The sequence below is a fragment of the Ketobacter sp. MCCC 1A13808 genome, assembly GCF_009746715.1.
Lineage (GTDB): Bacteria > Pseudomonadota > Gammaproteobacteria > Pseudomonadales > Ketobacteraceae > Ketobacter.
Map to the genome: position 1 here is coordinate 512,292 of NZ_VRKW01000002.1, position 26,134 is coordinate 538,425.

The 26,134-nt window shown below is 50.6% G+C and carries 20 protein-coding genes and 1 pseudogene; 4 read left to right on the forward strand and 17 right to left on the reverse strand.

Going from position 1 to position 26,134, the window contains the following annotated elements:
- Positions 1-116 precede the first annotated feature (116 nt).
- Positions 117-1,139 carry a glycosyltransferase gene (locus FT643_RS06190; protein WP_156870256.1) on the reverse strand — a complete coding sequence of 341 codons (1,023 nt, stop codon included), beginning with the start codon at positions 1,137-1,139 and terminating at the stop codon, positions 117-119.
- A gap of 99 nt (positions 1,140-1,238) precedes the next feature.
- Positions 1,239-2,000, reverse strand: coding sequence for a queuosine precursor transporter (locus FT643_RS06195; RefSeq protein WP_198043355.1), 762 nt, complete (start codon positions 1,998-2,000; stop codon positions 1,239-1,241).
- A gap of 215 nt (positions 2,001-2,215) precedes the next feature.
- Between FT643_RS06195 and FT643_RS06200 the strand changes: the two genes are divergently transcribed.
- Together FT643_RS06200 and FT643_RS06205 are read left to right on the forward strand one after the other, a co-directional pair.
- Positions 2,216-5,512 (forward strand): acetyl-CoA carboxylase family protein, encoded by a 3,297-nt coding sequence (locus FT643_RS06200; protein ID WP_156870258.1) that lies wholly within the window; start codon positions 2,216-2,218, stop codon positions 5,510-5,512.
- A gap of 239 nt (positions 5,513-5,751) precedes the next feature.
- The gene (locus tag FT643_RS06205; protein WP_156870260.1) at positions 5,752-7,551 is read left to right on the forward strand and encodes a sensor domain-containing diguanylate cyclase; all 1,800 of its coding nucleotides are present in this window, start codon (positions 5,752-5,754) and stop codon (positions 7,549-7,551) included.
- Positions 7,552-7,572: 21 nt separating this feature from the next.
- On the opposite strand, the gene rnr is transcribed toward FT643_RS06205, so the two are convergent.
- Complete coding sequence (gene rnr, locus FT643_RS06210) at positions 7,573-9,882, reverse strand: ribonuclease R (RefSeq protein ID WP_156870262.1); 2,310 nt, start codon at positions 9,880-9,882, stop codon at positions 7,573-7,575.
- Between the two features lie 606 nt (positions 9,883-10,488).
- Between rnr and FT643_RS06215 the strand changes: the two genes are divergently transcribed.
- Positions 10,489-10,968: an Hsp20 family protein gene (locus FT643_RS06215; RefSeq protein ID WP_156870264.1), complete on the forward strand. Its 480-nt coding sequence runs from the start codon at positions 10,489-10,491 to the stop codon at positions 10,966-10,968.
- Between the two features lie 76 nt (positions 10,969-11,044).
- On the opposite strand, the gene FT643_RS06220 is transcribed toward FT643_RS06215, so the two are convergent.
- The 11 genes and pseudogenes from FT643_RS06220 to waaA form a co-directional block, all read right to left on the reverse strand.
- Complete coding sequence (locus FT643_RS06220) at positions 11,045-11,347, reverse strand: hypothetical protein (RefSeq protein ID WP_156870266.1); 303 nt, start codon at positions 11,345-11,347, stop codon at positions 11,045-11,047.
- Between the two features lie 140 nt (positions 11,348-11,487).
- Positions 11,488-11,736, reverse strand: a complete 249-nt coding sequence (locus tag FT643_RS06225; protein ID WP_144696185.1) for a BrnA antitoxin family protein — start codon at positions 11,734-11,736, stop codon at positions 11,488-11,490.
- Positions 11,714-11,916: pseudogene (locus FT643_RS23860) on the reverse strand (BrnT family toxin). The gene FT643_RS06225 and the pseudogene FT643_RS23860 overlap by 23 nt, the downstream one beginning before the upstream one ends.
- A gap of 105 nt (positions 11,917-12,021) precedes the next feature.
- Positions 12,022-12,465, reverse strand: coding sequence for a tyrosine-type recombinase/integrase (locus FT643_RS06235; RefSeq protein WP_198043357.1), 444 nt, complete (start codon positions 12,463-12,465; stop codon positions 12,022-12,024).
- 128 nt (positions 12,466-12,593) lie between these two features.
- On the reverse strand, positions 12,594-14,480 hold the full coding sequence (gene parE / locus FT643_RS06240) for a DNA topoisomerase IV subunit B (RefSeq protein ID WP_156870270.1): 1,887 nt from the start codon (positions 14,478-14,480) through the stop codon (positions 12,594-12,596).
- A 33-nt stretch (positions 14,481-14,513) separates the two neighbouring features.
- Entirely contained in the window at positions 14,514-15,095 is a 582-nt protein-coding gene (locus FT643_RS06245; protein WP_156870272.1) for a YqiA/YcfP family alpha/beta fold hydrolase, read from the reverse strand.
- 71 nt (positions 15,096-15,166) lie between these two features.
- A complete protein-coding gene (cpdA, locus tag FT643_RS06250) occupies positions 15,167-15,973 on the reverse strand; it encodes a 3',5'-cyclic-AMP phosphodiesterase (protein ID WP_156870274.1) in 807 nt (268 codons plus the stop codon).
- Between the two features lie 193 nt (positions 15,974-16,166).
- Positions 16,167-16,610, reverse strand: coding sequence for a DUF1249 domain-containing protein (locus FT643_RS06255; protein ID WP_156870276.1), 444 nt, complete (start codon positions 16,608-16,610; stop codon positions 16,167-16,169).
- Positions 16,601-17,224 (reverse strand): NUDIX domain-containing protein, encoded by a 624-nt coding sequence (locus FT643_RS06260; protein ID WP_156870278.1) that lies wholly within the window; start codon positions 17,222-17,224, stop codon positions 16,601-16,603. The genes FT643_RS06255 and FT643_RS06260 overlap by 10 nt, the downstream gene beginning before the upstream one ends.
- Positions 17,225-17,341: 117 nt before the next feature.
- Positions 17,342-19,231, reverse strand: coding sequence for a phosphomethylpyrimidine synthase ThiC (thiC, locus tag FT643_RS06265; protein ID WP_156870280.1), 1,890 nt, complete (start codon positions 19,229-19,231; stop codon positions 17,342-17,344).
- A 144-nt stretch (positions 19,232-19,375) separates the two neighbouring features.
- Entirely contained in the window at positions 19,376-20,656 is a 1,281-nt protein-coding gene (gene waaA / locus FT643_RS06270) for a lipid IV(A) 3-deoxy-D-manno-octulosonic acid transferase (protein ID WP_156870282.1), read from the reverse strand.
- 226 nt (positions 20,657-20,882) lie between these two features.
- Between waaA and FT643_RS06275 the strand changes: the two genes are divergently transcribed.
- Positions 20,883-21,884, forward strand: coding sequence for a glycosyltransferase family protein (locus tag FT643_RS06275; RefSeq protein ID WP_156870284.1), 1,002 nt, complete (start codon positions 20,883-20,885; stop codon positions 21,882-21,884).
- A 96-nt stretch (positions 21,885-21,980) separates the two neighbouring features.
- On the opposite strand, the gene FT643_RS06280 is transcribed toward FT643_RS06275, so the two are convergent.
- From FT643_RS06280 to msbA, 3 genes are all read right to left on the reverse strand, one after another.
- Complete coding sequence (locus FT643_RS06280) at positions 21,981-23,117, reverse strand: hypothetical protein (RefSeq protein WP_156870286.1); 1,137 nt, start codon at positions 23,115-23,117, stop codon at positions 21,981-21,983.
- 376 nt (positions 23,118-23,493) lie between these two features.
- Positions 23,494-24,291, reverse strand: coding sequence for an acyl esterase (locus FT643_RS06285; protein WP_156870288.1), 798 nt, complete (start codon positions 24,289-24,291; stop codon positions 23,494-23,496).
- Between the two features lie 20 nt (positions 24,292-24,311).
- Positions 24,312-26,096 carry a lipid A export permease/ATP-binding protein MsbA gene (gene msbA / locus FT643_RS06290; protein ID WP_198043358.1) on the reverse strand — a complete coding sequence of 595 codons (1,785 nt, stop codon included), beginning with the start codon at positions 26,094-26,096 and terminating at the stop codon, positions 24,312-24,314.
- Positions 26,097-26,134: the final 38 nt, after the last annotated feature.

Below are 26,134 nucleotides of genomic sequence, written 5' to 3' on the forward strand. Positions count from 1 at the left end.
TGACCGATGAAGAACGAATCGCGGTGATTGAGTATCTAAAGACGCTTAAACAGACAACGACAAGCAGCGTCACTGGGCGCTGCTTTTTTACCTGCCCTTCGCGCTTTGGTCTGTGGTCATTGCGGCCGAGCAAGTACTTGCCGATAAAAATCCAACGCCGACTGAGCCATTCCGTGCAACGTCAAGCTAGCCTCGGCCCGCCGGAAAATCGGCTCAAATTCCTGATGCATTTGTTGCGGATTGTTAAGCGCCTGCTCAACCAAGCCATGCAACCCTGACGCATCGTTGGTTTCACATAAATACGCCGATGGCAGCCAATCACTGCACATACCCACTCGCGTGGACAGCACCGGAACGCCAATCAATAACGCCTCGACCAGAGTGTAGGGCCCGCCTTCATTACGGGACGAGATCACTAAAAAATCGCTTCCATGCAGGTAGCGCAATGCCAGCTCGCGGTGCCCCGCCAGGATCACCCGCGCTTGCATCCGCTGTTGCTCCAGCTTCGTTTGCAACGCGGCTTGCCGCTCCCCGTCACCCAGAATCACCAGGCTGGCATCAATACCCTGCCAGGCATCGAGTAAGACATCAAAACCTTTGGCGTCCACCAGCCGCCCCATCGCCAAAAATATTGGCAGCTCCGGATCAAGTCCGAACTCTTCGACCAAGGCTGGCCGCAGCACCGGTGTATAAGAGGGCAAATCCATACCGTTGGGAATGATTTTTAGGGTGGCCGGATTCAGGGATTGCGCGATTTCATGGTTAATCGCGATGACGCCGTCCATCTGCCCATAACCGCCCAGGCGACGGCGACGGTTATGTAAAGTGGCCACGGTCCTGGCCGCCACCCAATGGCGTATTTTTGCAAGTAAATCGGTGGCCTTAACCGCGTGGGCATGCACAAGATCGGGCTTGATCCGACGCAGCGTCCTGACCAGCTCAAACAACAAAAAAGGGTTGCGACGGCTGCGGGTCAAATCAATCGCATGGAATTGTACTGCAGGCACCACCCGGTCCCGATACTTGGCATGCGCCACCAAATGCAAATCCACTTTTTCGGATAGCGCATTGGCCAGCTCCATAACGTGCTTTTCCAAGCCCCCTTCTTCGTCTCCCGCCAGCAACATACAGACTTTCATTTATTCATCCTTGCCAACCCATTTGTGAAAGCGTGCGACTATAGCATACCCGATCCGGGCGGGGTCGGATTTGGCGTGGTATCCGGTACGGATCGAGCCTCAATCGCTCACTGAAAACGGCGTAAAATCAGTATCCGTATCGTAGAAGTCCTCTCCCTCTTTTTTCTTTAACCAATTCACCACCAGATAGGTGACCGGAGTCATAATCACTTCAATTGCAATTTTACATACACCATTAAACAGAATGACATACAACAACGTTGTGTTCTCCCAAATGCCATAAAAAGCGATAGGATAAAAAATCAAACTATCAATACTCTGTCCACACAGGGTTGAACCGATGGTGCGCATCCACAGATGCTTGCCGTTGGTCAGCAATTTCATCCTGGCCATGACATACGCGTTAACAAAATCACCCACCCAGAAGGCAACAATAGAGCCAACAACAATCCGCCAGGTATTGCCGAACACCGTTTCCAGTGACGACTGCAATGCGATATTAAAGGGCTCGGAACCGGACACGGGTAAGCCGATAATAACCGCGCTCATGAGGGCGGCAAAGATGATGGCAAAAAATCCCGCCCAGATCACTTTGCGGGCCCGGGCATAGCCATAGACCTCGGTTAACACGTCCCCGAAAATATAACTGATCGGAAAAAATATATTACCCGCCCCAAAGACAAAGACGCCACCGACCACCGGCAACCAGCTGAAATCGATTTCACTGACTTTCGCCGGCCCAATCAGATTGGAACACAGCAGAACGGTGACAAAGCCCGCCATCAGGTAATCGTAATACCGGTAATGGCGGTGACGGTTATGTGGCTCGGCTTGAGTCTGGATTGCTTGCGACGGCTCCACTGCAGCTCCTTTTTGCCGGAAAAGAAAGCAAATACTTCGTTAATGGCGGCCCGAGATAAACACGCGATTCCAGACCTGCGTTAAACACTTTGTGGAAAAGCATACGTAATTAGCACAGCGAAACCCAGTTTTTTAATCGGCGTAAAGGATTTTTCAACTTCCGGGGTTTCGTGGTAAAACCAAGGCCGAATTTTTTGCTTTAAGGTCTGCCCCAGATGCCCATTCAACCTATTGAATATCCAAGCAATACGGGAAGTGCCCCGTTTCGGAAACTGCTAATTGCCAATCGCGGGGAGATCGCCGTTCGGATTGCCCGCACGGCGGGTGATATGGGGATCGAAACCGTAGCGATCTACAGTGAAGATGATGTAACCAGTGGTCACCTGGATGCCGCGAGTGAAACGCAGTCGCTGCAAGGCACGGGCATCGCTGCCTATCTGGACGGGGAACAGATCATCGCCGCAGCGAAATCGTTAAACTGCGACGCCATTCATCCGGGCTACGGATTCTTGAGCGAGGATCGTGAATTTGCTCAGCGCTGCATAGAGGAAGGACTTGTGTTTATCGGGCCGGACCCGGCCCTTATCGCCCTGTTCGGCGACAAAACCCGCGCCAGGGAGTTGGCCCTTAGCTGTGGCGTTAAAGTCAGTGCCGGCACATCAGGTGGAACCACACTGGAGCAGGCCGAATCGTTCTTTTTATCACTCGGCTCCGGGTCCGCCATGATGATCAAAGCGGTGGCCGGCGGAGGCGGCAAAGGGATGCGGGTGGTGCGCAATATAAACGAACTGCAAAGCGCTTTTCATCGCTGCCAATCGGAAGCGCTGCGCGCATTCGGGAATGCCGAGCTGTATGTCGAACAACTGATTCAGCGCGCCCGGCATATAGAGGTGCAAATCATCGGGGACGGGACACAGGTCAGTCATCTTTGGGAGCGGGAATGTACTCTTCAGCGGCAACACCAGAAGCTGGTGGAATTCGCGCCCAGCACCAGCCTAAACCACCAGCAGCGGCAGTGCGTATTGGATGCGGCTACCCATATGGCCAAAAACTGCCATTACCGTAATCTGGGCACCTTCGAATTTCTGTTGGATCTGGACAAAAGCGGCCAGGAAGATGACCTCGTTTTTCTGGAAGCCAATCCCCGTCTTCAGGTCGAGCACACCGTGACTGAAGAAGTGCTCGGACTTGATCTGGTGCAGATACAGATTGAACTGGCTGCAGGACGCACCCTAACGAGTTTATCGCTGACCCAGGCAGATATCCCGTTACCCAGGGGCCATGCCGCACAACTTCGCATCAATATGGAGACGCTGGACAAAACCGGCAAGCCGGTTCCGGCTGCGGGATTGATCACCTCGTTTACTGCACCCCATGGCCCGGGCGTCCGCGTCGACACTTTTGCCTATCCGGGCTATCAAACCACCACACGATACGATTCATTGCTGGCAAAGCTCATTGTCAGCTCACCTTCACCCCACTTCAAATCACTGCTGATCCGCGCTCGTCGTGCAGCCCAGGAATTCGATATTCAAGGCGTTGCAACCAATCTGGCTTTTTTGCGTAAGCTGCTGGATCATCGCTCTGTAATAGAAAACGATGTCACCACTTTGTTTGTCGAAGAGCGCATACAGGAGCTACAGGTCACAACGGAATCGATCGACCCGATTGCAAATCTACCCAATATTGACCGTGATTCAACCCTGATCACCTCGCCCCTGCACGGCGTGATCAGCGCACTGACGATTGCGGCCGGAGATGCTGTCCAGCGTGGATTCGAAGTGGCCCTGATTGAAGCCATGAAACTGGAGCACGCGGTGACGGCGTCACACCCTGGAACGGTATCCGAAGTGCTGGTGAGTCCCGGTGAGTCTGTGGCTCAGGGTCAGGCTATCGCCCTTATCAAGAAATCCAGTGCCCAGGATACTCAAAGTGAAGACACCAATAACATTGACCTGCATGCCGTTCGCGAAGACCTGCAGCAACTTCGCCAGCGGATTGAAATCACCTTGGATCAGCAACGTCCCCAAGCAGTCGAACGCCGCCGCCAGCGCGGTCAGCGCACGGCCCGTGAAAACCTGACGGATTTGTGCGACCACGACAGTTTCACTGAATACGGCCAGCTGGCCGTTGCCTATTTGCACGCCCGAAAAAGTGATGAAGAGTTACGAACACAAACCCCTGCCGACGGTTTTGTGATGGGCATAGCCACCGTCAACGCAGACCAGTTCGGTGCAGAAACGGCCCGCGTCGCGGTGGGCAGTTATGACGCCACGGTGATGGCGGGCACTCAGGGACATAAAAATCACCAGAAAACCGACCGCCTGTTTGATCTGGCGAAGGACCACAAAATACCGCTGATTCTTTTCGCTGAAGGGGGCGGTGGTCGCCCGCGGGAAGACCCCGTCACCATTGCCGCGCTGGAAAATCAAAATTTTTATAAGCTGGCGGATCTGAGTGGCAAAGTGCCTGTTATCGGCATCGTATCAGGACGGTGTTTTGCCGGCAACGCGGCGTTGCTGGGTATGACCGATGTCATTATCGCCACCGAAAACAGCAATATCGGAATGGCCGGCCCCGCATTGATAGAAGCAGGTGGACTCGGCTCTTTTTCGCCGGAAGAGGTCGGCCCCATCGACGTACAACACGAAAACGGCGTGGTGGATATCCGGGTCAGCAATGAGCAGGAAGCGGTCTCCAAAGCCAGGCAATACCTGTCCTATTTTCAAGGCAACGTAGCCGACTGGACGGCCGCCGATCCGTTGCACCTGCGCCATGTGATCCCGGAAAACCGGCTGCGCGCCTATGACGTGCGTAACGTCGTTCAACTGCTGGCGGACGTCGATTCCGTCCTCGAATTACGCAGTGCCTATGGCCAGGCTTACGTCATTGCCTTGGTCCGCGTCGAGGGGAAACCTATGGGCCTGATTGCCAACAACCCGACGTTTAATTCCGGTGCCATCGATTCCGATAGCGCCGACAAAGCCGCTCGCTTTATGCGTTTGTGTGACGCCCATGGCTTACCGATACTCACACTGATTGACACCCCCGGTATCATGGTCGGTCCGGCAGCCGAAAAAACGGCGTTGGTTCGTCATTCCGCGCGCTTATTTCTGACCGCTGCGTCGCTACACGTTCCCTTGTTTGCCATCGTGCTACGCAAGGCCTACGGCTTGGGCGCCATGGCTGCAGCCGGCGGTCACTTCAAAGCGCCCTTTTTTACCGTTGCCTGGCCCACCGGTGAACTCGGCGGCATGGGGCTGGAAGGCGGGGTGCGCCTGGCATACAAAAAAGAAATGGACGCCATTGAGGATCCGGATCAACGACAAGCGTTTTTTGAGCAGCGCGTTGCCTCCCGCTACCGCAAAGGGAAAGCCACCCACATCGCCAGTTATTTTGAGTTGGATGCCGTGATTGACCCTGCCGATACCCGCCAATGGATTGTGCGTGGTCTGAATGCGACAACCGAGCGCTGCTACCGGGGAAGCGGACGGTTTATCGACAGCTGGTGAGGGGACATACTCGCTCTAAACAAACTCGATTAGGTAACCGTTGGTATCGAATTGGCTATGACCTGTTAGTTCGCTCTCGGACAACAAATTAACAGCTAAACTTACACCTACAGCTAGAACTAACAGCTAAAAACAAAACCGCCACACCGACCTTCGTGGTGTGTAAATGTCGCCACTTTAAGTAGCAGGTTTATTTGGTGCGTCTCTGTAGGTCTCTGACAAGGCAATTTTTCGCCCGCGTGGGCGCCATCTTACTGGTGCTGACCTGCTGTGCTGCGGCCAATGCTGTGCAACTGGACAACCAATTCACCCAACAGGCTATCGGCACTGAAATACGTTACTTAATGGACGCGGACGACAGCCTGACCATTCACTCCCTGCTCTCCCAGGCGCAACCCTGGGAACAGAACGACTCGCATATTTTCAATAAAGGTTATAACAACCAAAGCTGGTGGCTGAATTTCGGCATATCAAACCAATCTGACTTGGAGCAATGGATCCTGGAACTGGGTTACCCGGTGCTGGACAACATCGATTTGTATTTGGTACAGAACGGCTCGATACTGCACGAATACCATCTGGGTGATAAATTACCTTTTGTGGAGCGGCCTATACAGCATCGTTATTTTATTGTGCCCATCACGGTAACCGCTGGATCAGAATCGGAGGTCTACATTCGGTTGCGTTCAACCAGCTCGGTACAATTACCACTGACGATCTGGGATGAAAAATCGTTTAATCAATATGACATCCAGCGAAACGTCACCCAGGGTGCCTACTACGGTGCATTAGCCATTATCGGCATCTACAACTTCCTGCTTTTCTTGGTACTGCGGGATCGCAGCTATATTTATTACGTCGGCTATGTAATCGGAATGTGGCTATTTTCTGCCAGCCTTGAAGGCTGGGCATTTCAATATATTTGGCCTGACGCCACACAGTGGAATGATCGCGCTATTACGGTGTTCTTAGCAGGCACTGTCGTGCTTGGTCTACTTTTCACATCCCGTTTTCTGGGTATTTACCAAATGCCGAAGCCGATGCCGCTGATTCAGAATGGCTGCACGGTAGCCACACTGCTGGCTTTTCTGGTCGCCATTTTCGCGCCTTACAATATTTCCATTCGTGTAGTCATCTCAGTGTCCGTATTAATTAGTTTATGGGGGCTGACTCAAGGCATAAATGCCTGGTGCCGGGGTAACACCTCCGCACGTTACTACACCCTGGCCTGGATTTTATTGATCTTCGGTGGTGTTGTTTTAGCATTGAGTAAATTCGAAATATTGCCCCGCAATATCATCACGTCTTACGCATTACAACTGGGCACGGTATTGGAAACTGTGCTGCTTTCCTTCGCCCTGGCCGAGCGTATCAACCACGAAAAAGGCATGCGGGCAGCAGCACAGCAGGCGGCACTCAACACCCAAATCAAAGCCAAATTAGAACTGGAAAACAAAGTTGCGGAGCGCACCCGGGAGCTGGAGGCAGCCAACCGAAGACTCACTGAAATCAGTGACACCGACCAGCTAACCGGTCTGCAGAACCGGCGCGCGTTGGATAAATATCTGGCGGCTGAACTGGGCCGCTCCACACGACGCGAACACTGTATTTGCGTGATACTAGTGGATGTCGATCATTTTAAATCAGTCAATGACACCTATGGACATCTAGCGGGTGATGATTGCCTGAAGGAAATTGCCGCTCGCATCGATAAAAACATCCATCGGCCCACTGATTTCGCTGCACGCTACGGCGGTGAAGAATTTTGTATTGTCCTCACAGAAACCGACGAGGAAGGAGCGGAAATCGTGGCCCAACGCATTCGCAGCAGCGTACAATCCACCGCCATTAACACCCGGGAGGGCGTAATAAACTTAACATTGAGCGCCGGTGCGTTTGTGGCCTTGCCCACAGCGGATACCGAAGCAGAACACTTTTTATCAATGGCAGACAAAGCACTTTACCAATCGAAAGCAAGCGGACGCAACCGCGTTACTTTGCTAACCCAACAGTCCAAAGGGCTCTATCTGGCTGGGTAATAGCGCCTTTATTGTGGCAGGTTATTTGATTGCTCCTCTTTTATTAGTCCCACCGGCACTGCTTTTTGCCAAAGCAAAACCGATTTTCTTCTGATCCATATCAACCTGAGCCACTTCAACCTGAATTCTATCCCCCAACGCATACCCTTTCTGACTACGCTCGCCCTTTAGCTCTTGTCTGCTTTCGTCAAAGTGGTAGAAATCGTTATTGAGATCACTGATGTGCAGCAACCCTTCTATTTTTGTATCGCTCAATTCTATGAATAGCCCGAAATGAGTAACAGACGTAATAATGCCCGCAAAGGGTTCACCAATAGCATCTTGCATATAACTGCATTTCAACCACGCCTCTACCTCCCAGCTGGCCTTATCGGCACGACGAGACAGTTGCGAGCAATGCTCGCCCAGCTCCGCCATTTGTTTTTTATCGTAGGGATAACTTATTCTCGCCGGTATCGGCTTGGCACCGTCAAAACGCATTACCGGCTGTTTGCTTTTCTTTCCGAAGGTCTTCAACAACTGACGCACAGCACTGCTTTTGGTTCTGCGTATCACCGAGCGAATGGCTCTGTGAATGATCAAATCTGGATAGCGACGAATGGGAGAGGTAAAATGCGCATAGCCCGAATAAGCCAGACCGAAATGGCCTGCATTTTCGTGACTGTAAACCGCCTGACTGAGTGAGCGCAGCAGCATCGACTGTATCGCATCCGCATCGCTTCGACCTGTGACTAAGGAAAGCAACTGATCGTAATCCTTAGGCGAAGGCGTATCCCCACCGCCCAGCTTTAAACCCTTTTCTGCCAGATAACGTCGTAACGTAATCAGCTTTTTGGCTTGTGGGCCGTTATGATTGCGGTAAAGTGAAGGCAGCCGGGTCACTTGCAAAAATGCTGCGGTCGCCACATTGGCGCATAACATACATTCTTCAATAAGCTTATGGGCATCATTGCGTTCGACTGGAACGATAGCGTCAACTTTGCGATTGTGGTTGAACTGAAAAGCACATTCCTGTGTTTCAAAATCAATAGCACCGCGCTCCGATCGGGCTTGTTGCAAATTTTTAAAAAGGCCATAGAGCGCCTGCAAGTGTGGTACAAGTGGCGAGTGCTGCTGCGACATGGCTCGCCCAAGTTTGCTTTCAGGTTGTGTAAGCACTGCATTGACTTGCTGATAGGTCAAACGTGCATGTGAATGGATAACGGCCTCTGAAAAACAGTAGTCGATCATTTTGCCCTGCGGATTGAAGCGTATTTCACACGCGAGCACCAGTCGATCCACCTTCGGATTCAGCGAGCATAACCCGTTGGACAAGCGCTCTGGCAACATGGGCACGACACGCCCCGGAAAGTATACCGAAGTACCTCGGTGATGGGCTTCCTTATCCAACGCGCTGCCGGGTTTCACATAGTGCGCCACATCGGCAATGGCAACCCACAAACACCAACCGCCTTGTTTTTGCGGTTCGCAATAGACAGCGTCATCAAAGTCTTTCGCGTCCTCACCATCAATGGTCACAAAAGGCAAATGCCGAAGGTCTGCTCGGGCTTGCTTGTCTGCTTCACACACGGTCTCGCTCAACGCATTCGCTTCGTTCAACGCCGCTGGCGGCCAGATATGCGGAATACCCACTTCACGCATAACGACCTCAATTTCCATGCCCGATTGATCCGCATCACCAAGCACCTCAATCACATTGCCATAGGCGTTATATTGGCTGTCGGGATAGTCTGTGATTGCCACTACCACGTATTGGCCTGCTCTGGCACCGGCCAGTTGCGCGGGGTCAATATCGATCTCATGGGCGATGCGTTTATTCTGCGCGGTCACAAAATATTGGCCGGCATCACAATGCAACTGCCCAACCAGGTTCACCGTATTGCGTTCTATAATGTTTACCAGGCTGGCCTGAGCCCGGCCCCGGCTGTCCTGACCACTGATCCGCACCTGGGCTCGATCGCCATCAAAGAGTTTCAACATTTGATGCTCGCTAAGCCTTAAATCATCACCACCTTGGTCTTGTACAAAAAAGCCAAAACCGTCGGGATGTCCAATCACCCGGCCGGTGATTAATTGGCTTTCCTGGACAATACGGAACCCTTTCTGGCGATCAAAATCAATCTGTCCATCACGTTCCATAGCTCGAAGCCGACGCCGCAGTGCCTCGATTTCGTTGGGATCGGACAACGACATTTTTTGGGCAAGCTGTTCGCGGAATTGGGGTTGCTTTGAAGCTTTCAGCAGGCCGAGAATAAAGTTCCGGTCAGGAATGGGATGGCTGTATTTTTGTTTATCAGTGGCGTTAATGGCCGATGTTGCAGGTGCAATCATTCATTTTCTCTGTAATAGAATCAAGAGCGTTGCAGAATGTCGCATTACATCGGTGTTCAGATAAATACGATGGGCATTAATAAACAGTATTAATCGTTGCAAAGCCGTTGACGGTTTTTTTCAATCCCGATAGGGATCACTGTATGTAGTAAATCCTGATCGCCGAAAAACCAGGCAGCCTGGGTCGTGAGGGCAGATCGAATTACCGGTGTCGCCTTCGCGAGGCGCAAGCGCTGGGAAAAGACTAAAGATTAAAAACTACAGGTCGAGGAATTAGGACATTGCAACGAAATGGAGAGTGTAAAGCAGAGGTGGTTTCCAAACTGCTGACACACTACCTTTGATAGGTTTGAAAGTCAAACGATAACTTTTTACGCGCCTGTCTGGAGGCTGGGGGGTCCCCTCCGACGCCCACAAAGAGCACAGCAATACGATCCGCCTAGCAGATTTAGTTTTATTGAAGACCACCGCAAATAATTTTTTCGAAACAACCATTGAAAAGAACTCGATAGACCTTAAATACCGTCTTATGAGAGGACGTCCATGTGGAGCCCTGCTCATCCATGATTGTTTTTATTTTATATTGCTTCTATCGGAGGATATACCATGAACGCAATTGACCTAACCCCACTCTATCGTAGCAGTATTGGTTTCGACCGTTTAGGGTCTTTGATCAACCATGCTCTAGCCACCGAATCCACGCCCAACGGGTACCCCCCGTACAGTATCGAGGTGCTGGACGAAAACCGCTATGCCATTACAGTGGCCGTGGCCGGCTTTTCTCAACAGGAGCTGGATATCCAGGTTGAAAAAGGCGTCCTGACAGTGCGCGGTAATAAAAACGAAAAGGACGAACGCAAGTACCTCTATCAAGGTATTGCCAACCGTTCCTTCGAACGTAAGTTCAACCTTGCCGATTACGTGGAAGTGTCTGGTGCAGATCTTTCCAATGGTTTGCTAACCATCCGTCTTGTGAAGGAAATTCCAGAGGCGATGAAGCCGAAAACCATCGCCATCAATCAAGAGGGTGAGGTGTTAGAGCATGATGCTGGAGAGCGAAACACCCGGACTAACAAAGTGGCTTGAGCAAAGTGGCTTGAGCAATCTGGTCTGATCAAGCAAAGCTAGGCGATTACCTTGTCAAACTGATTGTTTCAAGTAATCAAGAGGCGGCCTGGAAACAGGCCGCCATTTTTACTTCGATGCCCCATACACTGCGCTCCTGTTCGATGACTAAACCGACTTCAAGATGCTGATGATCACGCTTAACAATGCGCACGTATTCCTGCCATTCATCATCCAGGCGATCCCAGGCTTCCACTACATCTTGGTAGCTGGCCGGCAAAAACTCCATTCGATTGAGCACGAACGCCGCCGCGATCACTTCGCCGGTGGAACCGCCGCTACGACCCGTTGATGCCAGACAGTTGGCGTTTTCAATAATTTTTTTGATTTCCCATTGCATGTAATTTTCTCCTGAGTGGCAAACAACAGCCACGCTCTTCACGCTGGCACGGACTGAAGCCCCGCCCTAGAGGGCGGGGTTTGGGGCGGTTCGGCGCCCCGATAAAAAAGCCATGTGACATGCGGGAAGATGGTAAAAACCTAACGCTGCTGACTTTCCATATAAGCACGCAGAAGCTTGTTAATACGAGTTTGATAGCCCTGACCCTGCGATTTAAACCACACCAACACATCACTATCAATGCGCAGTGTCACTGGCTGCTTGGACGGCACCTTCAATTCGGCATTTTGGAAGAAGGCATCATCTAATTCCGGGATATCACTGGTATCGATATCCTTATCATCCATTTCTGATAATCGTTTCCAATCAGTTTTTGATACTTTGCTCATAACGGCGCACCTCGTGTTTGGTCGCTTTTCGGGCCGAGATAATACGGATGGTATCTTCATAGCGCTCTACATAAACCACTACACCCACAAGCTGCTGTATCCAACCAACACCAATCCAGCGCTCCCATAATCTTCCCGGTCATCCACCAACGTCAGCATAGGGTGATTAAACATGTCCATAACATCAGCGAAGTCGATTCCGTGCTTACGGATATTGGTGGCGTTCTTCGCTTCATCCCATTCAAACTGCATCACCACCCCTGTATTGACATATGTACATACATCCTACTCCCGGATTGCTTCTTCGTCACCCACAGCTTCCAACATCGCCAACAGCTCGTCTTCTGTGGCCTCCGGTTCGCTCTGCGCTCTGTGCCTACCCCGCAAGGTCGGGTGCGTTAACTCGTGGATTTTCTTCAGTTTTACAATAGACACATGGGTGTAAATCTCAGTCGTACCAATGCTCACATGCCCCTGCATTTGCTGGATAAAGCGGAGATCCGCCCCATCATCCAGCATCAGGGTCGCCACCGTATGGCGGAACAGGTGGCAACTGCCGGTTTTGCCGATGTAGGCCTGTTTAATGTATTTGGCCACCAGGCGGCTCAGGCGATCCGGGGTTAAGGGTAACCCGGTCGGCTCCAGGAACAGATTGTTGGGGTCTGGCTCGATGGCAAAGCCGGTTCTCACGACTTCCAGGTAGCGCTTGCTGATAGTTTTCAGTGCCACCGAGATGCCACAGCGTATTTGCGTCTTGCTGCCCAGCTTATCGAAGGGAGGTAATTCGAGCGCTTTTAGGCCTACCTTTGGTTTCAGGATTTTTGATACGGGCTGTTAATTTGCTGCGAACAACATCACTAAACCGCCGCCAAATTGCCCTTCGACTCCAGCCAATCCTTCCGGTCCCCGGCCCGTTTCTTCGCCAGCAACAAATCCATCGCCTCATCCGTGTTATCGCCATACTCAACGGTTAACTGCACCAATCGGCGCGACTCCGTAGCCATTGTGGTTTCACGCAACTGCAACGGATTCATCTCACCCAGACCTTTGAACCGGGTCACCTGAATATTCCCGCGCTTTTTCTCGGCCTTAATGCGATCCATGATGCCTTGCTTTTCGTCTTCGTCCAGCGCGTAGTAAACGTCTTTCGCCACGTCGATCCTATACAACGGAGGCATCGCAACATACACATGCCCCGCCATAACCAAAGGGCGGAAATGGCGCACAAACAGGGCACATAACAACGTCGCAATGTGCAAGCCGTCCGAATCCGCGTCTGCCAGAATACATACTTTGTTGTAACGCAGTTTGCTTAAATCATCCGACGCCGGATCGAGTCCGATGGCAATAGAAATATCATGCACTTCCTGCGATGAAAGTATTTCGGCGGAATCCACTTCCCAGGTATTTAGAATTTTTCCGCGCAGAGGCATGACCGCTTGAAACTCCCGGTCGCGCGCTTGCTTGGCCGATCCGCCTGCGGAATCCCCTTCCACTAAAAACAACTCCGAGCGCTCCGTGTCCTGACTGGAACAGTCGGCTAATTTACCAGGTAACGCCGGGCCTGCGGTGACTTTTTTGCGCACCACTTTTTTACTCGCGCGCATGCGTTTCTGGGCGTTGTTTATGGCAAGATCCGCTAACGCATCTCCTTCAGCAGTGTGCTGATGCAGCCACAAACTGAAAGCGTCCTTCACCACACCGGAAACGAAGGCAGCAGTTTGTCGTGATGATAATTTTTCTTTGGTTTGCCCGGCAAATTGGGGGTCCTGCATTTTTACAGACAATACGTAGCTGCACTTATCCCAAACATCCTCGGCCGTCAGCTTCACCCCCCTCGGCAACAGGTTCCGGTTTTCACAATATTCACGCATGGCATCCAGCAGGCCGGAGCGCAAACCGTTAACGTGGGTTCCGCCCTGGGCTGTGGGGATCAGGTTTACATAGCCTTCCGTCACCAGCTCGCCACCTTCCGGCAGCCACTGCACGGCCCAATCCACCGCTTCTGTATCAGCGCTCATGCTGCCCATGAACGGCTCTTCCGGCAATAGGGTCCAGCCTTGATTCGCCGACAACAAATAATCTTTTAATCCGTCCTGGTAATGCCATTCCAGGGTTTCACCGCTGTTCTCGTCGGTAAATTTCACATGCAAGCCGGGGCACAACACCGCTTTGGCACGCAGCAGATGGGTCAGACGCGATACTGAATATTTGGTTGAATCAAAATATTTCGGGTCCGGCAAAAAACGCAAAGACGTGCCAGTGTTACGTTTGCCACAGGTATCGACTATTTCGAGTTCCGTCGCTTTGTCACCGTTCTTGAAACCCATTCGGTACACATTGCCGTCGCGACGAATAGTAACTTCCAGCATCGTGGATAACGCATTTACGACGGATACACCCACACCGTGTAAGCCACCCGAAAACTGGTAGCTTTTGTTGGAAAACTTTCCACCTGCGTGCAGCGTACAGAGAATCACTTCAATACCGGGAATGCCTTTTTCCGGATGCACGTCCACCGGCATACCGCGACCATCGTCCACCACTTGCAACGAGCCATCTTTAAATAAAGTCACTTCAATAGTAGAGGCATGCCCTGCCAGTGCTTCGTCCACACTGTTATCGATCACTTCCTGCGCCAAATGGTTCGGGCGCGTGGTATCGGTATACATACCCGGCCGCTTGCGTACCGGATCAAGACCGCTTAATACTTCAATGGATTCGGACGTGTAATTGTCTGCCATAGGTAAATTCAGTTCCGTTTTTTATTCATGATTCTATGCAACACCCAAAAATTCAAATATCCGTGTCAGGTGTTGATCAAAGTTTTGAAAACTGTGGTCGCCGCCCTGCTCCACAATCTGCTTGCAGGCGGCGTATTTTTCCACGCCCTGCCGATAGTCCAGGGTCTCATCGCCGGTCTGTGTTAACAACAGATAACGTTCCGGCCGCGTAATCTGTGTGACCTCAAAACCTTTAATTATCTGCATATGATCCTGGGTGAAGACGTATTTCTCACCCGTGTGATCATTGGTCATCTCCCCCAGATAATCCTGCAGCAACTCATAGGGGCGTACAGCGGGGTTGATCATTGCTAAGGGTAGCTTATATTTCTCGGCGACATAAGTTCCCAGATAGCCCCCCATAGAGCTACCGATCAAACCGATTTTCTGGGGCAGGCATTGCTGGATTTCCTGCTCCAGAATCGCCATCGCCCGAATCGGATCAAAAGGCAATTGTGGTACGTGAAACTGAACATGGGGGAATCGTACCAAGGCGTGCCTTGTTTGTTGCGCCTTGGCGGATTGAGGCGAGCTGTTAAAGCCGTGTATATAAAAAAGATGATAGGGATCTGGCATGATAATGAGACCGGTCGGAACGACGCCTTATGCTGTGTGTTCGGTTGGGGTGCTGTTTTGGATGGGGGCGGTTAATAGCCCCTGACGCTGTAATCCACCACGAAGTCTACACCAGTCACCCGGGAAACGCCGGTTTCAATGCGACCATCCGCATGCAGATCGAGCCAGCGATAGCCTGGGTTCTCCCGGTCGACAGCAAAATCGAAGCTTTTGGGTCGAAACTGAACGCAAGTAGAGGGTACGGACATCAGTTTCACGCCCTTGCGCTCCCCTTCGTACGCCTGGTGAACATGACCCCAGATAATATTACGCACGTTGTGGAACTGGTCAACAATACGAAAAAATTCAGCCGCGTTACCGACGATCTGTTGATCCAGCCATTCACTGCCCACAGGAACCGGTTGATGATGCAATGCGATAAGGACGTTGTTGCCCGCAGACTGTTGCAGGGCCTGTTGCAGGAACACCAGCTCAGAGTCAGCAAAGTTGCCGGGCACCTTACCACGGATGGTGGAATCCAGCATGATGATATGCCAGCCATTCAGGGGAATGACGCACGGGCTCATGCGCTTTGCCACCTGGTGGTTGGCCATCATATCGGTGAGATCATGGTTGCCGGGCAACCAATAGACAGGGCACGCAAACGCCTCCATGTGCTGATGAAAGCGATTATAGGATTCGCTGCTGCCATCCTGGGACAGATCACCTGTAGCGAGCACCAGATCGATGTGGCGCTGCTCGGCCGCAATCAGGTCCATCACCATGGAGAGGCTATGTTCGGTATTCAACCCTAATAACTTACCTTCCGGACTTTTGAAAAGGTGGCTATCAGAGAGCTGAACAACACGAATTGAGTTGGATGTTGATTTAAAGACCAAGGGTCAGCCCATTTTCATTGTCATTTAATACTTATAAACCACAAATCGGTACACTGCCAGAGAAGCAAGTCTTAACCAGTATAACGGGTTTTCTGCGAACATGGGGCTGAATTGAGGACAAATACCTTGCGCTATGCCTGTGAATTTTCACGTTTTAACACCCAACCAGAAAGAGTGTGCGCTGTATCACAACTTAGACGTGGATGAGCGCCCGACCGGAGCGCAGGCAGAATTCCAACCATTCGCCCAAAAATGTGTTCAATTGGGCTTTTTCGTCCGGCTGATACATTTTTTCGTTGGGGTAGGGATAGGTTTGACGAATGGACCGGTTGCGCTGATAGGAAAGCACCTCAGCCATATGCGCATCGTGATACAAGCGCACGGTCAACGTCGGCTTGGGCACCCACTCATCGATCAGGGATTCCTGCGCAACAGCGACTGTGGTGGTGTACTTACTGCGTTCAGACACCCTGATACTGACCTGACGCAATTTTTGACCTTCAGCCGCATCCACCCCGAAAAGCCATTCCTCCTGATCGTCAATTTCAGGCAACAGGCGCATCATGCGATGGTAATTAATTTCACAATCGCTGATCAATTTGCTGAGATTAGGGGTATAACTTCTACTTACTGCCATTTTTCCTGCAACCGTTGGTAATTCATCTGCAGCCACTGCAGAGCGATTATGGTAGCGGCGTTATTAATATAGTTTTCCTGCAAAATATGCCAGGCTTCTTCCCGAGGGAAAACCTGCACCCAAATATCTTCACCCTCTTCTTCCAGGCCGTGGACTCCACCGACACCACTGGAATCAATGCCGCCGCAATAAAGAAACAGCTTTTCATTGCAGCCACCCGGGCTGGGGTAATATTCGTAGATATATTCCAGCGCCAGCACATCACTGCCGGCTTCTTCGATTGACTCGCGATGCACAACGTCTTCCGGGGATTCGCCGTCTTCCAGGATGCCAGCCACCAATTCCAGTTGCCAGGGTCCTTCGTGGGCTTCCAACGCCCCAATGCGAAACTGCTCTACCAGCACCACAGCGTCCTTGTACGGGTCGTAAAGCAAAACGCCCACTGCAGGACCACGATCAAAGCATTCCCGGGATAACACCGGGCTCCAGCCCCCTTTTATTAACCGGTGCTTAATCTGATAGCGCTGCATTTTGAAAAATCCGGAATACACCGTCGATTTTTCCAATACCTCTACATCATTATGCGAGAAGCAGGGGCCTTCCTTCCTGTCCATGAATCTACCTTTCGTCAACAACGACTTCTAATGTTGATCTGTTACTTAAGGCTAGCCAGAAACACGCCCGGGAACAATCAAACTCCGTTGACTATTTTTGCCCCGGACGGATTGACATTACACTTTCTTATAAATTTCAGCACCCTGCGATTTAAATTCACGGGACTTTTCTAACATACCCTGTTCTGCTTGCTGTGCTTCCGCCGCGGCGGAAGCCTCAAGGCCGGCAGAATACTCGCGCACATCCTGGGTGATTTTCATTGAACAGAACTTGGGGCCACACATCGAACAAAAGTGAGCCACCTTGTGGGCTTCCTTGGGCATGGTTTCATCATGATAGGCTTTGGCGGTGTCTGGATCTAACGCCAAGCTAAACTGATCTTCCCAACGGAATTCAAAACGGGCTTTGGACATGGCGTTGTCGCGAATCTGAGCACCGGGGTGGCCCTTCGCCAGATCCGCCGCGTGGGCCGCTATTTTATAAGTGATCAGACCTTCTTTTACATCGGCTTTATTCGGCAAACCCAAGTGTTCTTTTGGGGTGACGTAACACAACATCGCTGTACCATACCAACCAATCATGGCCGCACCGATGCCCGATGTAATATGATCGTAGCCCGGTGCAATATCCGTGGTCAGCGGGCCTAACGTATAGAAAGGCGCTTCGTGGCAATGCTTCAGCTGTTCTTCCATATTCACTTTGATCATGTGCATCGGTACGTGGCCGGGGCCCTCGATCATAACCTGAGCGCTGTGCTCCCAGGCTTTCTTCGTTAATTCGCCTAACGTTCTCAACTCACTGAATTGGGCTTCGTCGTTGGCATCCGCAACCGAGCCCGGACGCAAGCCATCCCCTAACGAGAATGTCACGTCGTATGCGGTCATAATTTCGCAGATTTCATCAAAGTGACTGTAAATGAAATTTTCTTTGTGATGTGCAAGACACCACTTCGCCAGAATGGAACCTCCGCGGGACACGATTCCGGTGAGTCGTTTCGCTGTCAGCGGCACGTAACGCAGCAATACACCGGCATGAATGGTGAAATAATCCACCCCCTGCTCTGCTTGTTCAACCAATGTATCCCGGAACAGTTCCCAGGTTAAATCCTCAGGCACACCGCCTACTTTTTCGAGCGCTTGATAAATGGGGACCGTGCCGATGGGAACCGGCGAATTGCGCACGATCCATTCGCGGGTTTCATGAATATTCTTACCGGTGGAAAGATCCATCACCGTGTCGGCCCCCCAACGGGTAGACCAGGTCATCTTCGCAACTTCTTCTTCAATGGAAGAAGTCACCGCGGAGTTGCCGATATTGGCATTCACCTTCACCAAAAAGTTGCGCCCCAAAATAGCAGGCTCTAATTCCAGGTGATTGATGTTGGCAGGAATAACTGCCCGCCCCATAGCCACTTCCTGACGGACAAACTCAGGCGTAATTTCGTCGGGAATGCGGGCTCCAAACGACTCCCCCGGATGTTGCTGCTGCATCAAACCGTTTTCACGGGCTTCCTGCAATTTCATGGTTTCGCGAATCGCAACGAACTCCATTTCCGCAGTAACAATACCTTTGCGGGCATAATACATTTGACTTACGTTGGCACCGGAACGGGCTTTAATCGGGCTACGCGTATGATTGAAACGTAAATTGGCCAACATCGGATCGTCTTTACGACGGCGACCGAATGCCGAGCTCAAATCATTTAGCTGTTCGCAGTCTCCGCGTCGCTGAATCCAGCCTTCACGAATCGCCTGTAATCCGGAGCGCACATCAATCCGTGCCTCAGGGTCAGAATAGGGGCCTGAAGTATCGTATACATAAACCGGCAGGTTTTTTTCTCCGCCGAAATCCGTAGGAGTGTCGCTCAAGCTGATTTCCCGCATCGGCACCCGGATATCCGGCTCACTACCCGTTACATAAACTTTTCGTGAATTGGGGAATGGTTGAACTGAGGCAGTATCAACTTGGGCGCTTTGGCTCAGGTAATCTTCAGAATAGGCACTCATGGTCATCTCTTATTTTTTCGAATGGAAATAAAACCTCGTCAAGCACGAGGCTAATCAATTGTGTTGTGTATTAGAGCACTATATACAGTGCTAAGGGAGGCAGCAACCAGGAGGGCATTATCAAACGTAAAGAAGGTTCCGGATCTACAGATACTTGCTAATCAGATTAAACAAGCGCTCCATGGCACCCCGATTATCCTGCACCACTTGTCTGCCGCGATCTGCCAGGGTTTTGTGAGCCTCGCTATCGTTAAGCAAGGTGACAACTGCCTGCCCCAATCCCAGCGGCGAAGAAACGGTGCGCAGCACATCCAGTTCGGAAAGCAAATCCGCCACCACCTGGAAGTTAAAAACGTGAGGACCCGTGAAGGCCGGTGTTCCCATCGCCAGGGACTCCAACATATTGTGACCGCCTACCGGTACCAGGCTACCGCCGATAAAGGCAACGTCTGCCGCACCCAGCATGCGTAGTAAATCGCCCATCGTATCACCCAGCACCACCTCAGTCGATTCACCCACCGGCTCATCTCGGCTGAGGCGGCTGAACTGGAAGCCACGCGCTTTAATTATGTCCGCCACCGCTTCAAAACGTTCCGGATGACGCGGCACAATCACCATTAACGCGTTTTCAATGTTACTGCGTATATACAGAAACGCTTCCAGTAATTGCTCATCTTCCCCTTCATGGGTGCTGGCTGCAATGAATATATTACGTTCGTTCCCCCACAGCCCCCTCAACTCTTTGGCCGATGCTTCCATACCGGGCTCAATATCCAGATCGAATTTCACTGTGCCGGTCACCTGCAGATTCGCAGGTGGCAATCCAAGCTCGACAAAACGCTCCCCATCAATGTCCGATTGCGCTGCAATCAATGAGACTTCCCGCATCATTGGCCTGAACAGGGGCAGGACTTTGCGGTAACCGTTTGCGGACTTTTCGGAAAGCCGGGCGTTAGCGACCACCACCGGGATATTCCGCTTATCGGTGAAATGGATAATATTCGGCCACAACTCGGTTTCCATAATTACCAGCAAACGCGGGTTAAACCAGTTCAGGAAACGCTTGACTGCGCCAGGCAAATCATAGGGCGCGTACACATGCAGTACACGACCTTCCGCTATTTGCTGTTGATAGGCAGCGCACACCCGATCTGAGCCCGTAGGCGTCATGGTGGTTATAACCAATGTATGTTGCGGATAGGCCTTCAACACCCGGTCCGCCAGTGATTTTGCGGCAACGAATTCGCCAACCGAAACGGTGTGGAACCAGATACTTTGCTCCGGCTTGCGCCCGCTATAGAAGCCGAATCGCTCGCGTATACGATGGCGATAGGCCGGGTTCTTTTTCACCCGCTTCCGTAAGCGTATTAATATAATCGGAATCGCCAGATAAAAAGCAAGCGAATAAAGCCAGCGTGTCAGCATAGAATTCTCAAATATCCCTGTCAGCGGGAATTATAGGTCGTGGCGTCTGCACACCCAAGCGCAGATCCAAAAAAAAATCCGAAAGCAAAAAATTAAAACCTGAATTGGCTATCTCTGTTGCTGGTTGGCGCCGCAGTGGCGCACTGCCCGCACACAAACGTACAATACTGCGTTTAAGCTCAGAGAAACCAAACAATCCGAGCCCCCAAGGAACAGAGATCAGAATATGGTAACGGACAGAGAAAGCCCACCCCGCATACTGGTGATGGGCAAGCGTGGCGGGATTCTGCAATGGCCCGAGCATGTCTTTAATGCCTGCCGGAAGATGAACCTTGATTGCCGTTTTCTAGCCCTGAATCACCAGAGTTCTACAGATCGATTTGTGAAGCGTGCCAAAGGACTGGTCAGTAAGCAATGGCAGGATTCGCACCTGGCGCAACAATTGGGCACTTTGCTGCAAACGTTCAAACCCGAGCTGCTTATCTTGCCGGACCTGATAGCGCTGCCGGAGGCGGTGCAGGCCGTATTGAAGCAATTCAAACCCCAATTCAAGTCGGCCTACTGGATCGGGGATTTTTTTCCCGAGTCAATCCGTCATTACAACGATTTTATTGACCGCTTTTATTTTACCGACAGCCATCTTCAGCAACAGGGGTGCGATCTGGGGCTCAACCGTGCCACCTACCTGCCTCTGGCCGTCGACGTCAGCCTCTTTCAACCCCTCGCCAAGCCCTGGCAGCAGCGCGATCACAAGGTCCTGTTTGTTGGCGCTTATTCGGAAAACCGATATCAAATGTTACGCGCCATCGAACGACCGGTACAGATCTATGGCAAGGGGTGGGATAAGCCGATGCCGTCCAGCCATCAGGTTCATTCCCGCAACATTCCGCTTGCTGACGTCGCCAGGCTGTATGGTTCGCACCGGTACGTACTCAATATCATTAATAGTAATAATATAAAGCATGGTCTGAACATGCGCTGCTTTGAAACGGTGAGCGCCGGTGCCGTGCTGATCACCGATCGCGTTGCAGATCTTCCCCGGTGTTTCAACGCAAACGATCCGGTTATTACCTACGGGGATATAGCAGAGCTGAATTCAATTCTTTTCAAATTAGACCAGCACTCGATCCGGGGGCATTCAGGGCCGAACACAGATGCCCTGATGAAATACGACTATACAGACCGCGTGCTGAGTATGATGCGGGATAACCTGGGAACACGACACTGACCAGCAAATACACCAAGCTATACACAGGCACAAGGAAGGGACCAGCCGGCCAGAAGCAATAAACCAACCAATGGGTTGCAGCAGCCCCTCGTTCATCTAGCTAAAGCTGACTGAGTGCCGGTGAAGGGAATCACGTTTCCAAACAAAGCCTTCAATATAATAATGGAGAAAGCCAATAGTCAATGAGATCTGCATCCACAACCCCATACGGTAATTTAACGCCGCGGTGGATTCGAGTGGCGTAAAAGGATTCAACACGCATTTATCGGGCACATTACGGGACACCCCCAACAAAGAATCCAACAATACCGATCCACATTCAATGGAGTTAGCCAGCACCAGCGCCAGAATCGGACACAAAATCAAGGGCGAAAGCGGAATGAACGAGAGCATGCGATAAATCCGGTTTTTCTTTTCTTCGAGATTACGATTCTGATCATGTACGCTATAGATCATGAACGCCGTCAAATCGTGCAAAAACCGGGGTACCGCGATAACGAAAATATCGTATCCCATCTGCAGAAGACAAAAGGTAGCGGGCAAGATAGCCAGATTACCCAAACAATAGAAACTGCCTAGACGCCGCTGCGACCGACTGACTAACGCAGCGCCGGTCAGCGTGGACAACACAATGAATACCAGCGCGATGCCTTTCATCCACTGCTCGGCGCCTATATTGAAGAAGCTGAGATCGCGTAAGAAATATTTTCCGAACACCATGAAATACAGAGTCGTAGCCGCAATGGTTGAAAGCCATCGCCAGGTTTGATATTGCTGATCGGGCCGGGCCCGCATCAACATCATTCCGATACCGAACTGTTGGGATAATACATGCCAAACCGTGTAGGCCGAGAAAAATAAAAAGTAGGCCAGAAAAATATTTTCAGCCACCATAGCTGGCAACGTTAGCGGCACCACATAATTGATAATCACTAACCCGGACACGATGATCATAATCGCGCGCAGTACACGTTTACGATAAAACTGCCAATACTCGTGATCTACCATGGTCACCATCGACGACACGATATGGGGAAAATTAAAAATTACGGACCAGAATAGTATCTCGGCCGGGTTAGTGGGCAATAACTGATCGCGCCATTGATTCCCCCACAGCAACTTATCCAGCAGTACAAAAACGAAGCACAAGGGAATCGCACCGTAAAGAAACAATAACCATTGGCTATTAACAGTCGCTGTTCGCTGCTGAAAAGGGATACTGATTGCGTTCATGGGGTGTGGTTCTTGCTATGTTATTTCACTGAAATTATCACAGGGCTACGCCATAAGTACCGCAAACACACCCACAGTGCGACGCGGCGCACGGGTGTTTAGCCAATCTGAATGGACTATTGGCCAGAATAGCATTGAGTGCTGTGCCCAGAGAATGATAAAGGAGAAGTAACCTACCGCCTGGCACAGGCGATTCGATTAAATTAGTACCAACGGGTCGCTCGTTTTCCGGAACGCAGCCACTTCCTTGAACGGTTAATTTCGGCCTCACTTTTTTGCGTGATAGCTGAATTATTCCTCAGAATGTCACCTTCGCCCGACTTACATGCTTGTTGATCCATGCTAACCGGCGGCTGCGTTCTATAGATTAGACAAATTACGTTTGTTTACTTTTTTTCTTAGAAAGACTGCTATGCAGGTTCAGTAACGATTTTCGGTTTAGCAGGATATTTCTGATTCGAGAGGACGAAACATAAAAGCGGGAACACATCGACTGAATAACTACGGACTCTTTTCGCCGAGCATAATTTTCTATTATCTGTTGTTTGACCTGGTGGTAAGCATCGGTCACGACGCCTACACTCTTGTGGGTTAAATGGAAATCGATAACATAACACTTGTAACCCCGCTGCATGGCATTAAAACAAAGGTCGGTTCCGTACAAATGAAACCCAGCTATATTGCGGGTACAACCGACATTGGCAGCTGTATTAATGATAATGAAATTTTCATCCAGGCTGACGACTTCGGCTGGCAGATCGCCCACCGTAACATTCTCCCCATGTGGATCACTAATTCTGAGCGCCAGAGAGGAATTCACTTGCTTTCCAGCGTTTCCCGCAATCGCCCAGTTCGCATCCAGGGCACTCAGCTCATTTATTTTTTCGATTAGCTGCTCACACCGATCCTGATCAAACAATACATCCTGATGGCAGATGATAAGATACTGGCCTGCGGCCCTTGCAATAAAATGGTTTGTACCGGAGAAGCCATCAAATTGATTGCCTGAACTATTGTCTATGTATATAAATTCCACATCGTCCCGATCGAACCCGGACTGCAATGCGCTGTCCACCATTTCCAGATACTCGTCCATTCTGGTTACCAGCGTGGCGATAGTGAATAGTAAATTCTTTTTCTTTGAATGGGTCACATCCACCGGAGTAGAAGGCATAATTTGGGAATCTCTGTTATCTATTCGTCGTTCTCGTTGTTGCCGGCAAACTGTATATTGTATAGATGGGAGTATGGGCCTCCGGCTTTCAGCAATTCGTCATGTTTGCCATTCTCTACTACGTGACCCGCATCCAACACATAAATGCAATCCGACTCCAGAATAGTTGATAGCCTATGGGCAATGACTATGGTTGTCCTGTTTCTTGTCGCTTTATCCAATGCATCCTGGATCATGCGTTCCGATTCCGTATCCAATGCCGACGTTGCTTCATCGAGGATTAAAATCGGTGCATCTTTTAATATGGCCCTGGCTATACTGATTCGTTGACGTTGCCCGCCAGACAAACGGGTTCCATTTTCACCCACCATAGTATCCAGGCCTTCATCCAGTTTTCGAACAAACTCTTCTGCATTGGCTTGCTTGAGCGCATGCCATATTTGTTCATCACTCAGCTCCTGATCAAATCCATAACTGAGATTACCCCGGATACTGTCATTAGTTAGCTCTATATTCTGCGACACCAGCGCGATATGCCGCCTGAGTTCTTTAAGCTTGTAGTCTTTTAGTTCAACGCCATCCAGCAGAATATGCCCGGATTGATAATCATAGAAACGCAGCAATAAACTCGTGATGGTGGTCTTGCCACTACCCGACTGGCCTACCAACGCAATCATTTGCCCTGGCGCCACGTCGAGATTTATATTATCGATTTGTTTACCATCCGCCCCATCATAGGTGAAACAAAGATTGCGAATACTTATGCGACCTTGCAAATGCCTTGCGCTGTGCGTACCGGTGTCTTGCTCTATCTCTTCGTCCAGCGTTTCAAAGATGGATTCTGATGCCGCCAGGCCACGTTGAATCATGCCCCAGATATCACCCATTTGTCGTATAGGCTTCGGGATCAATCCAGCCGCGGTCAGGTACGCAACTATATCACCCACGCTGTGATCTCCGAAAAACTCCATGATCGTATACATCAGAATCGCCAACGCGATGGAAATTATAAATTGCATCACCGGGGAAACAGCCGTCATGGTGCGCACCATTTTAAGGCTTAAACTGACATTGACGTTGCTGGCCTTATCGAAGCGCTCAGCCTCCCGCCCTTCACCACCATAGGCTTTAACCAACTGAAACAACGACAGTGATTCTTTGGCAGTGTGTGTAATATCCCCCATCGATACCTGCATCTTTTTGCTGATATCTTTTAAGCGTTTTCCCACATAATAAATAATGGTGCCGATCACAGGAGCGATGATCAAAAACAAAAGCGTCATCTGCCAGTTCATATAGAACAAATAGCCCATCAGGAAAATGACCGTAAAGCCTTCTCTCACCACCACCTTAACTGCATCCGTTGCAGCACTACTTACCTGGCCGACGTTATACAGGATCACTGACATCAGCTCACCGACACTGCTTTTATCGAAAAAGTGCTTCGGTGCGTACATGTAGTGCTCGAACAATTCACAACGAATTTTATGAATTATGCCCAGGGATACCTTTGAAATATAATAGTTACCGACAAAGAAACCGACCCCTCTTACGAAAGCAAGCAATATCAGCGCTATCGGGACATAGAGCATGTACTGTTCGTTCTTATACTGAATGCCATCAATGAAGTATTTGAACAGATGGGCTGCGCCCGCCTGTGTCAAAGCGAACACTATAAAGCCCAATATGCTGACAACAAAATAAAACCTCAGTCCCTTCAAATAACTAAGCAAGCGCATATAAAGCTGAAAATCTGTCGGGCCTTTTTCTTTTTTCTGCATTTTGGACTCTGTGGTTAAATTCACTACCCGGCAATAGTACCCTGTTCCGGACTCTATTTGGA

Coding starts and splice junctions, on each gene's coding strand:
- FT643_RS06190 (WP_156870256.1), bottom strand. CDS start 1,139: ATGAAAGTCTGTATGTTGCTGGCGGGAGACGAAGAAGGGGGCTTGGAA.
- FT643_RS06200 (WP_156870258.1), top strand. CDS start 2,216: ATGCCCATTCAACCTATTGAATATCCAAGCAATACGGGAAGTGCCCCG.
- rnr (WP_156870262.1), bottom strand. CDS start 9,882: ATGATTGCACCTGCAACATCGGCCATTAACGCCACTGATAAACAAAAA.
- FT643_RS06215 (WP_156870264.1), top strand. CDS start 10,489: ATGAACGCAATTGACCTAACCCCACTCTATCGTAGCAGTATTGGTTTC.
- FT643_RS06220 (WP_156870266.1), bottom strand. CDS start 11,347: ATGCAATGGGAAATCAAAAAAATTATTGAAAACGCCAACTGTCTGGCA.
- FT643_RS06225 (WP_144696185.1), bottom strand. CDS start 11,736: ATGAGCAAAGTATCAAAAACTGATTGGAAACGATTATCAGAAATGGAT.
- parE (WP_156870270.1), bottom strand. CDS start 14,480: ATGGCAGACAATTACACGTCCGAATCCATTGAAGTATTAAGCGGTCTT.
- FT643_RS06245 (WP_156870272.1), bottom strand. CDS start 15,095: ATGCCAGATCCCTATCATCTTTTTTATATACACGGCTTTAACAGCTCG.
- FT643_RS06255 (WP_156870276.1), bottom strand. CDS start 16,610: ATGGCAGTAAGTAGAAGTTATACCCCTAATCTCAGCAAATTGATCAGC.
- FT643_RS06260 (WP_156870278.1), bottom strand. CDS start 17,224: ATGGACAGGAAGGAAGGCCCCTGCTTCTCGCATAATGATGTAGAGGTA.
- thiC (WP_156870280.1), bottom strand. CDS start 19,231: ATGAGTGCCTATTCTGAAGATTACCTGAGCCAAAGCGCCCAAGTTGAT.
- waaA (WP_156870282.1), bottom strand. CDS start 20,656: ATGCTGACACGCTGGCTTTATTCGCTTGCTTTTTATCTGGCGATTCCG.
- FT643_RS06275 (WP_156870284.1), top strand. CDS start 20,883: ATGGTAACGGACAGAGAAAGCCCACCCCGCATACTGGTGATGGGCAAG.
- FT643_RS06280 (WP_156870286.1), bottom strand. CDS start 23,117: ATGAACGCAATCAGTATCCCTTTTCAGCAGCGAACAGCGACTGTTAAT.
- FT643_RS06285 (WP_156870288.1), bottom strand. CDS start 24,291: ATGCCTTCTACTCCGGTGGATGTGACCCATTCAAAGAAAAAGAATTTA.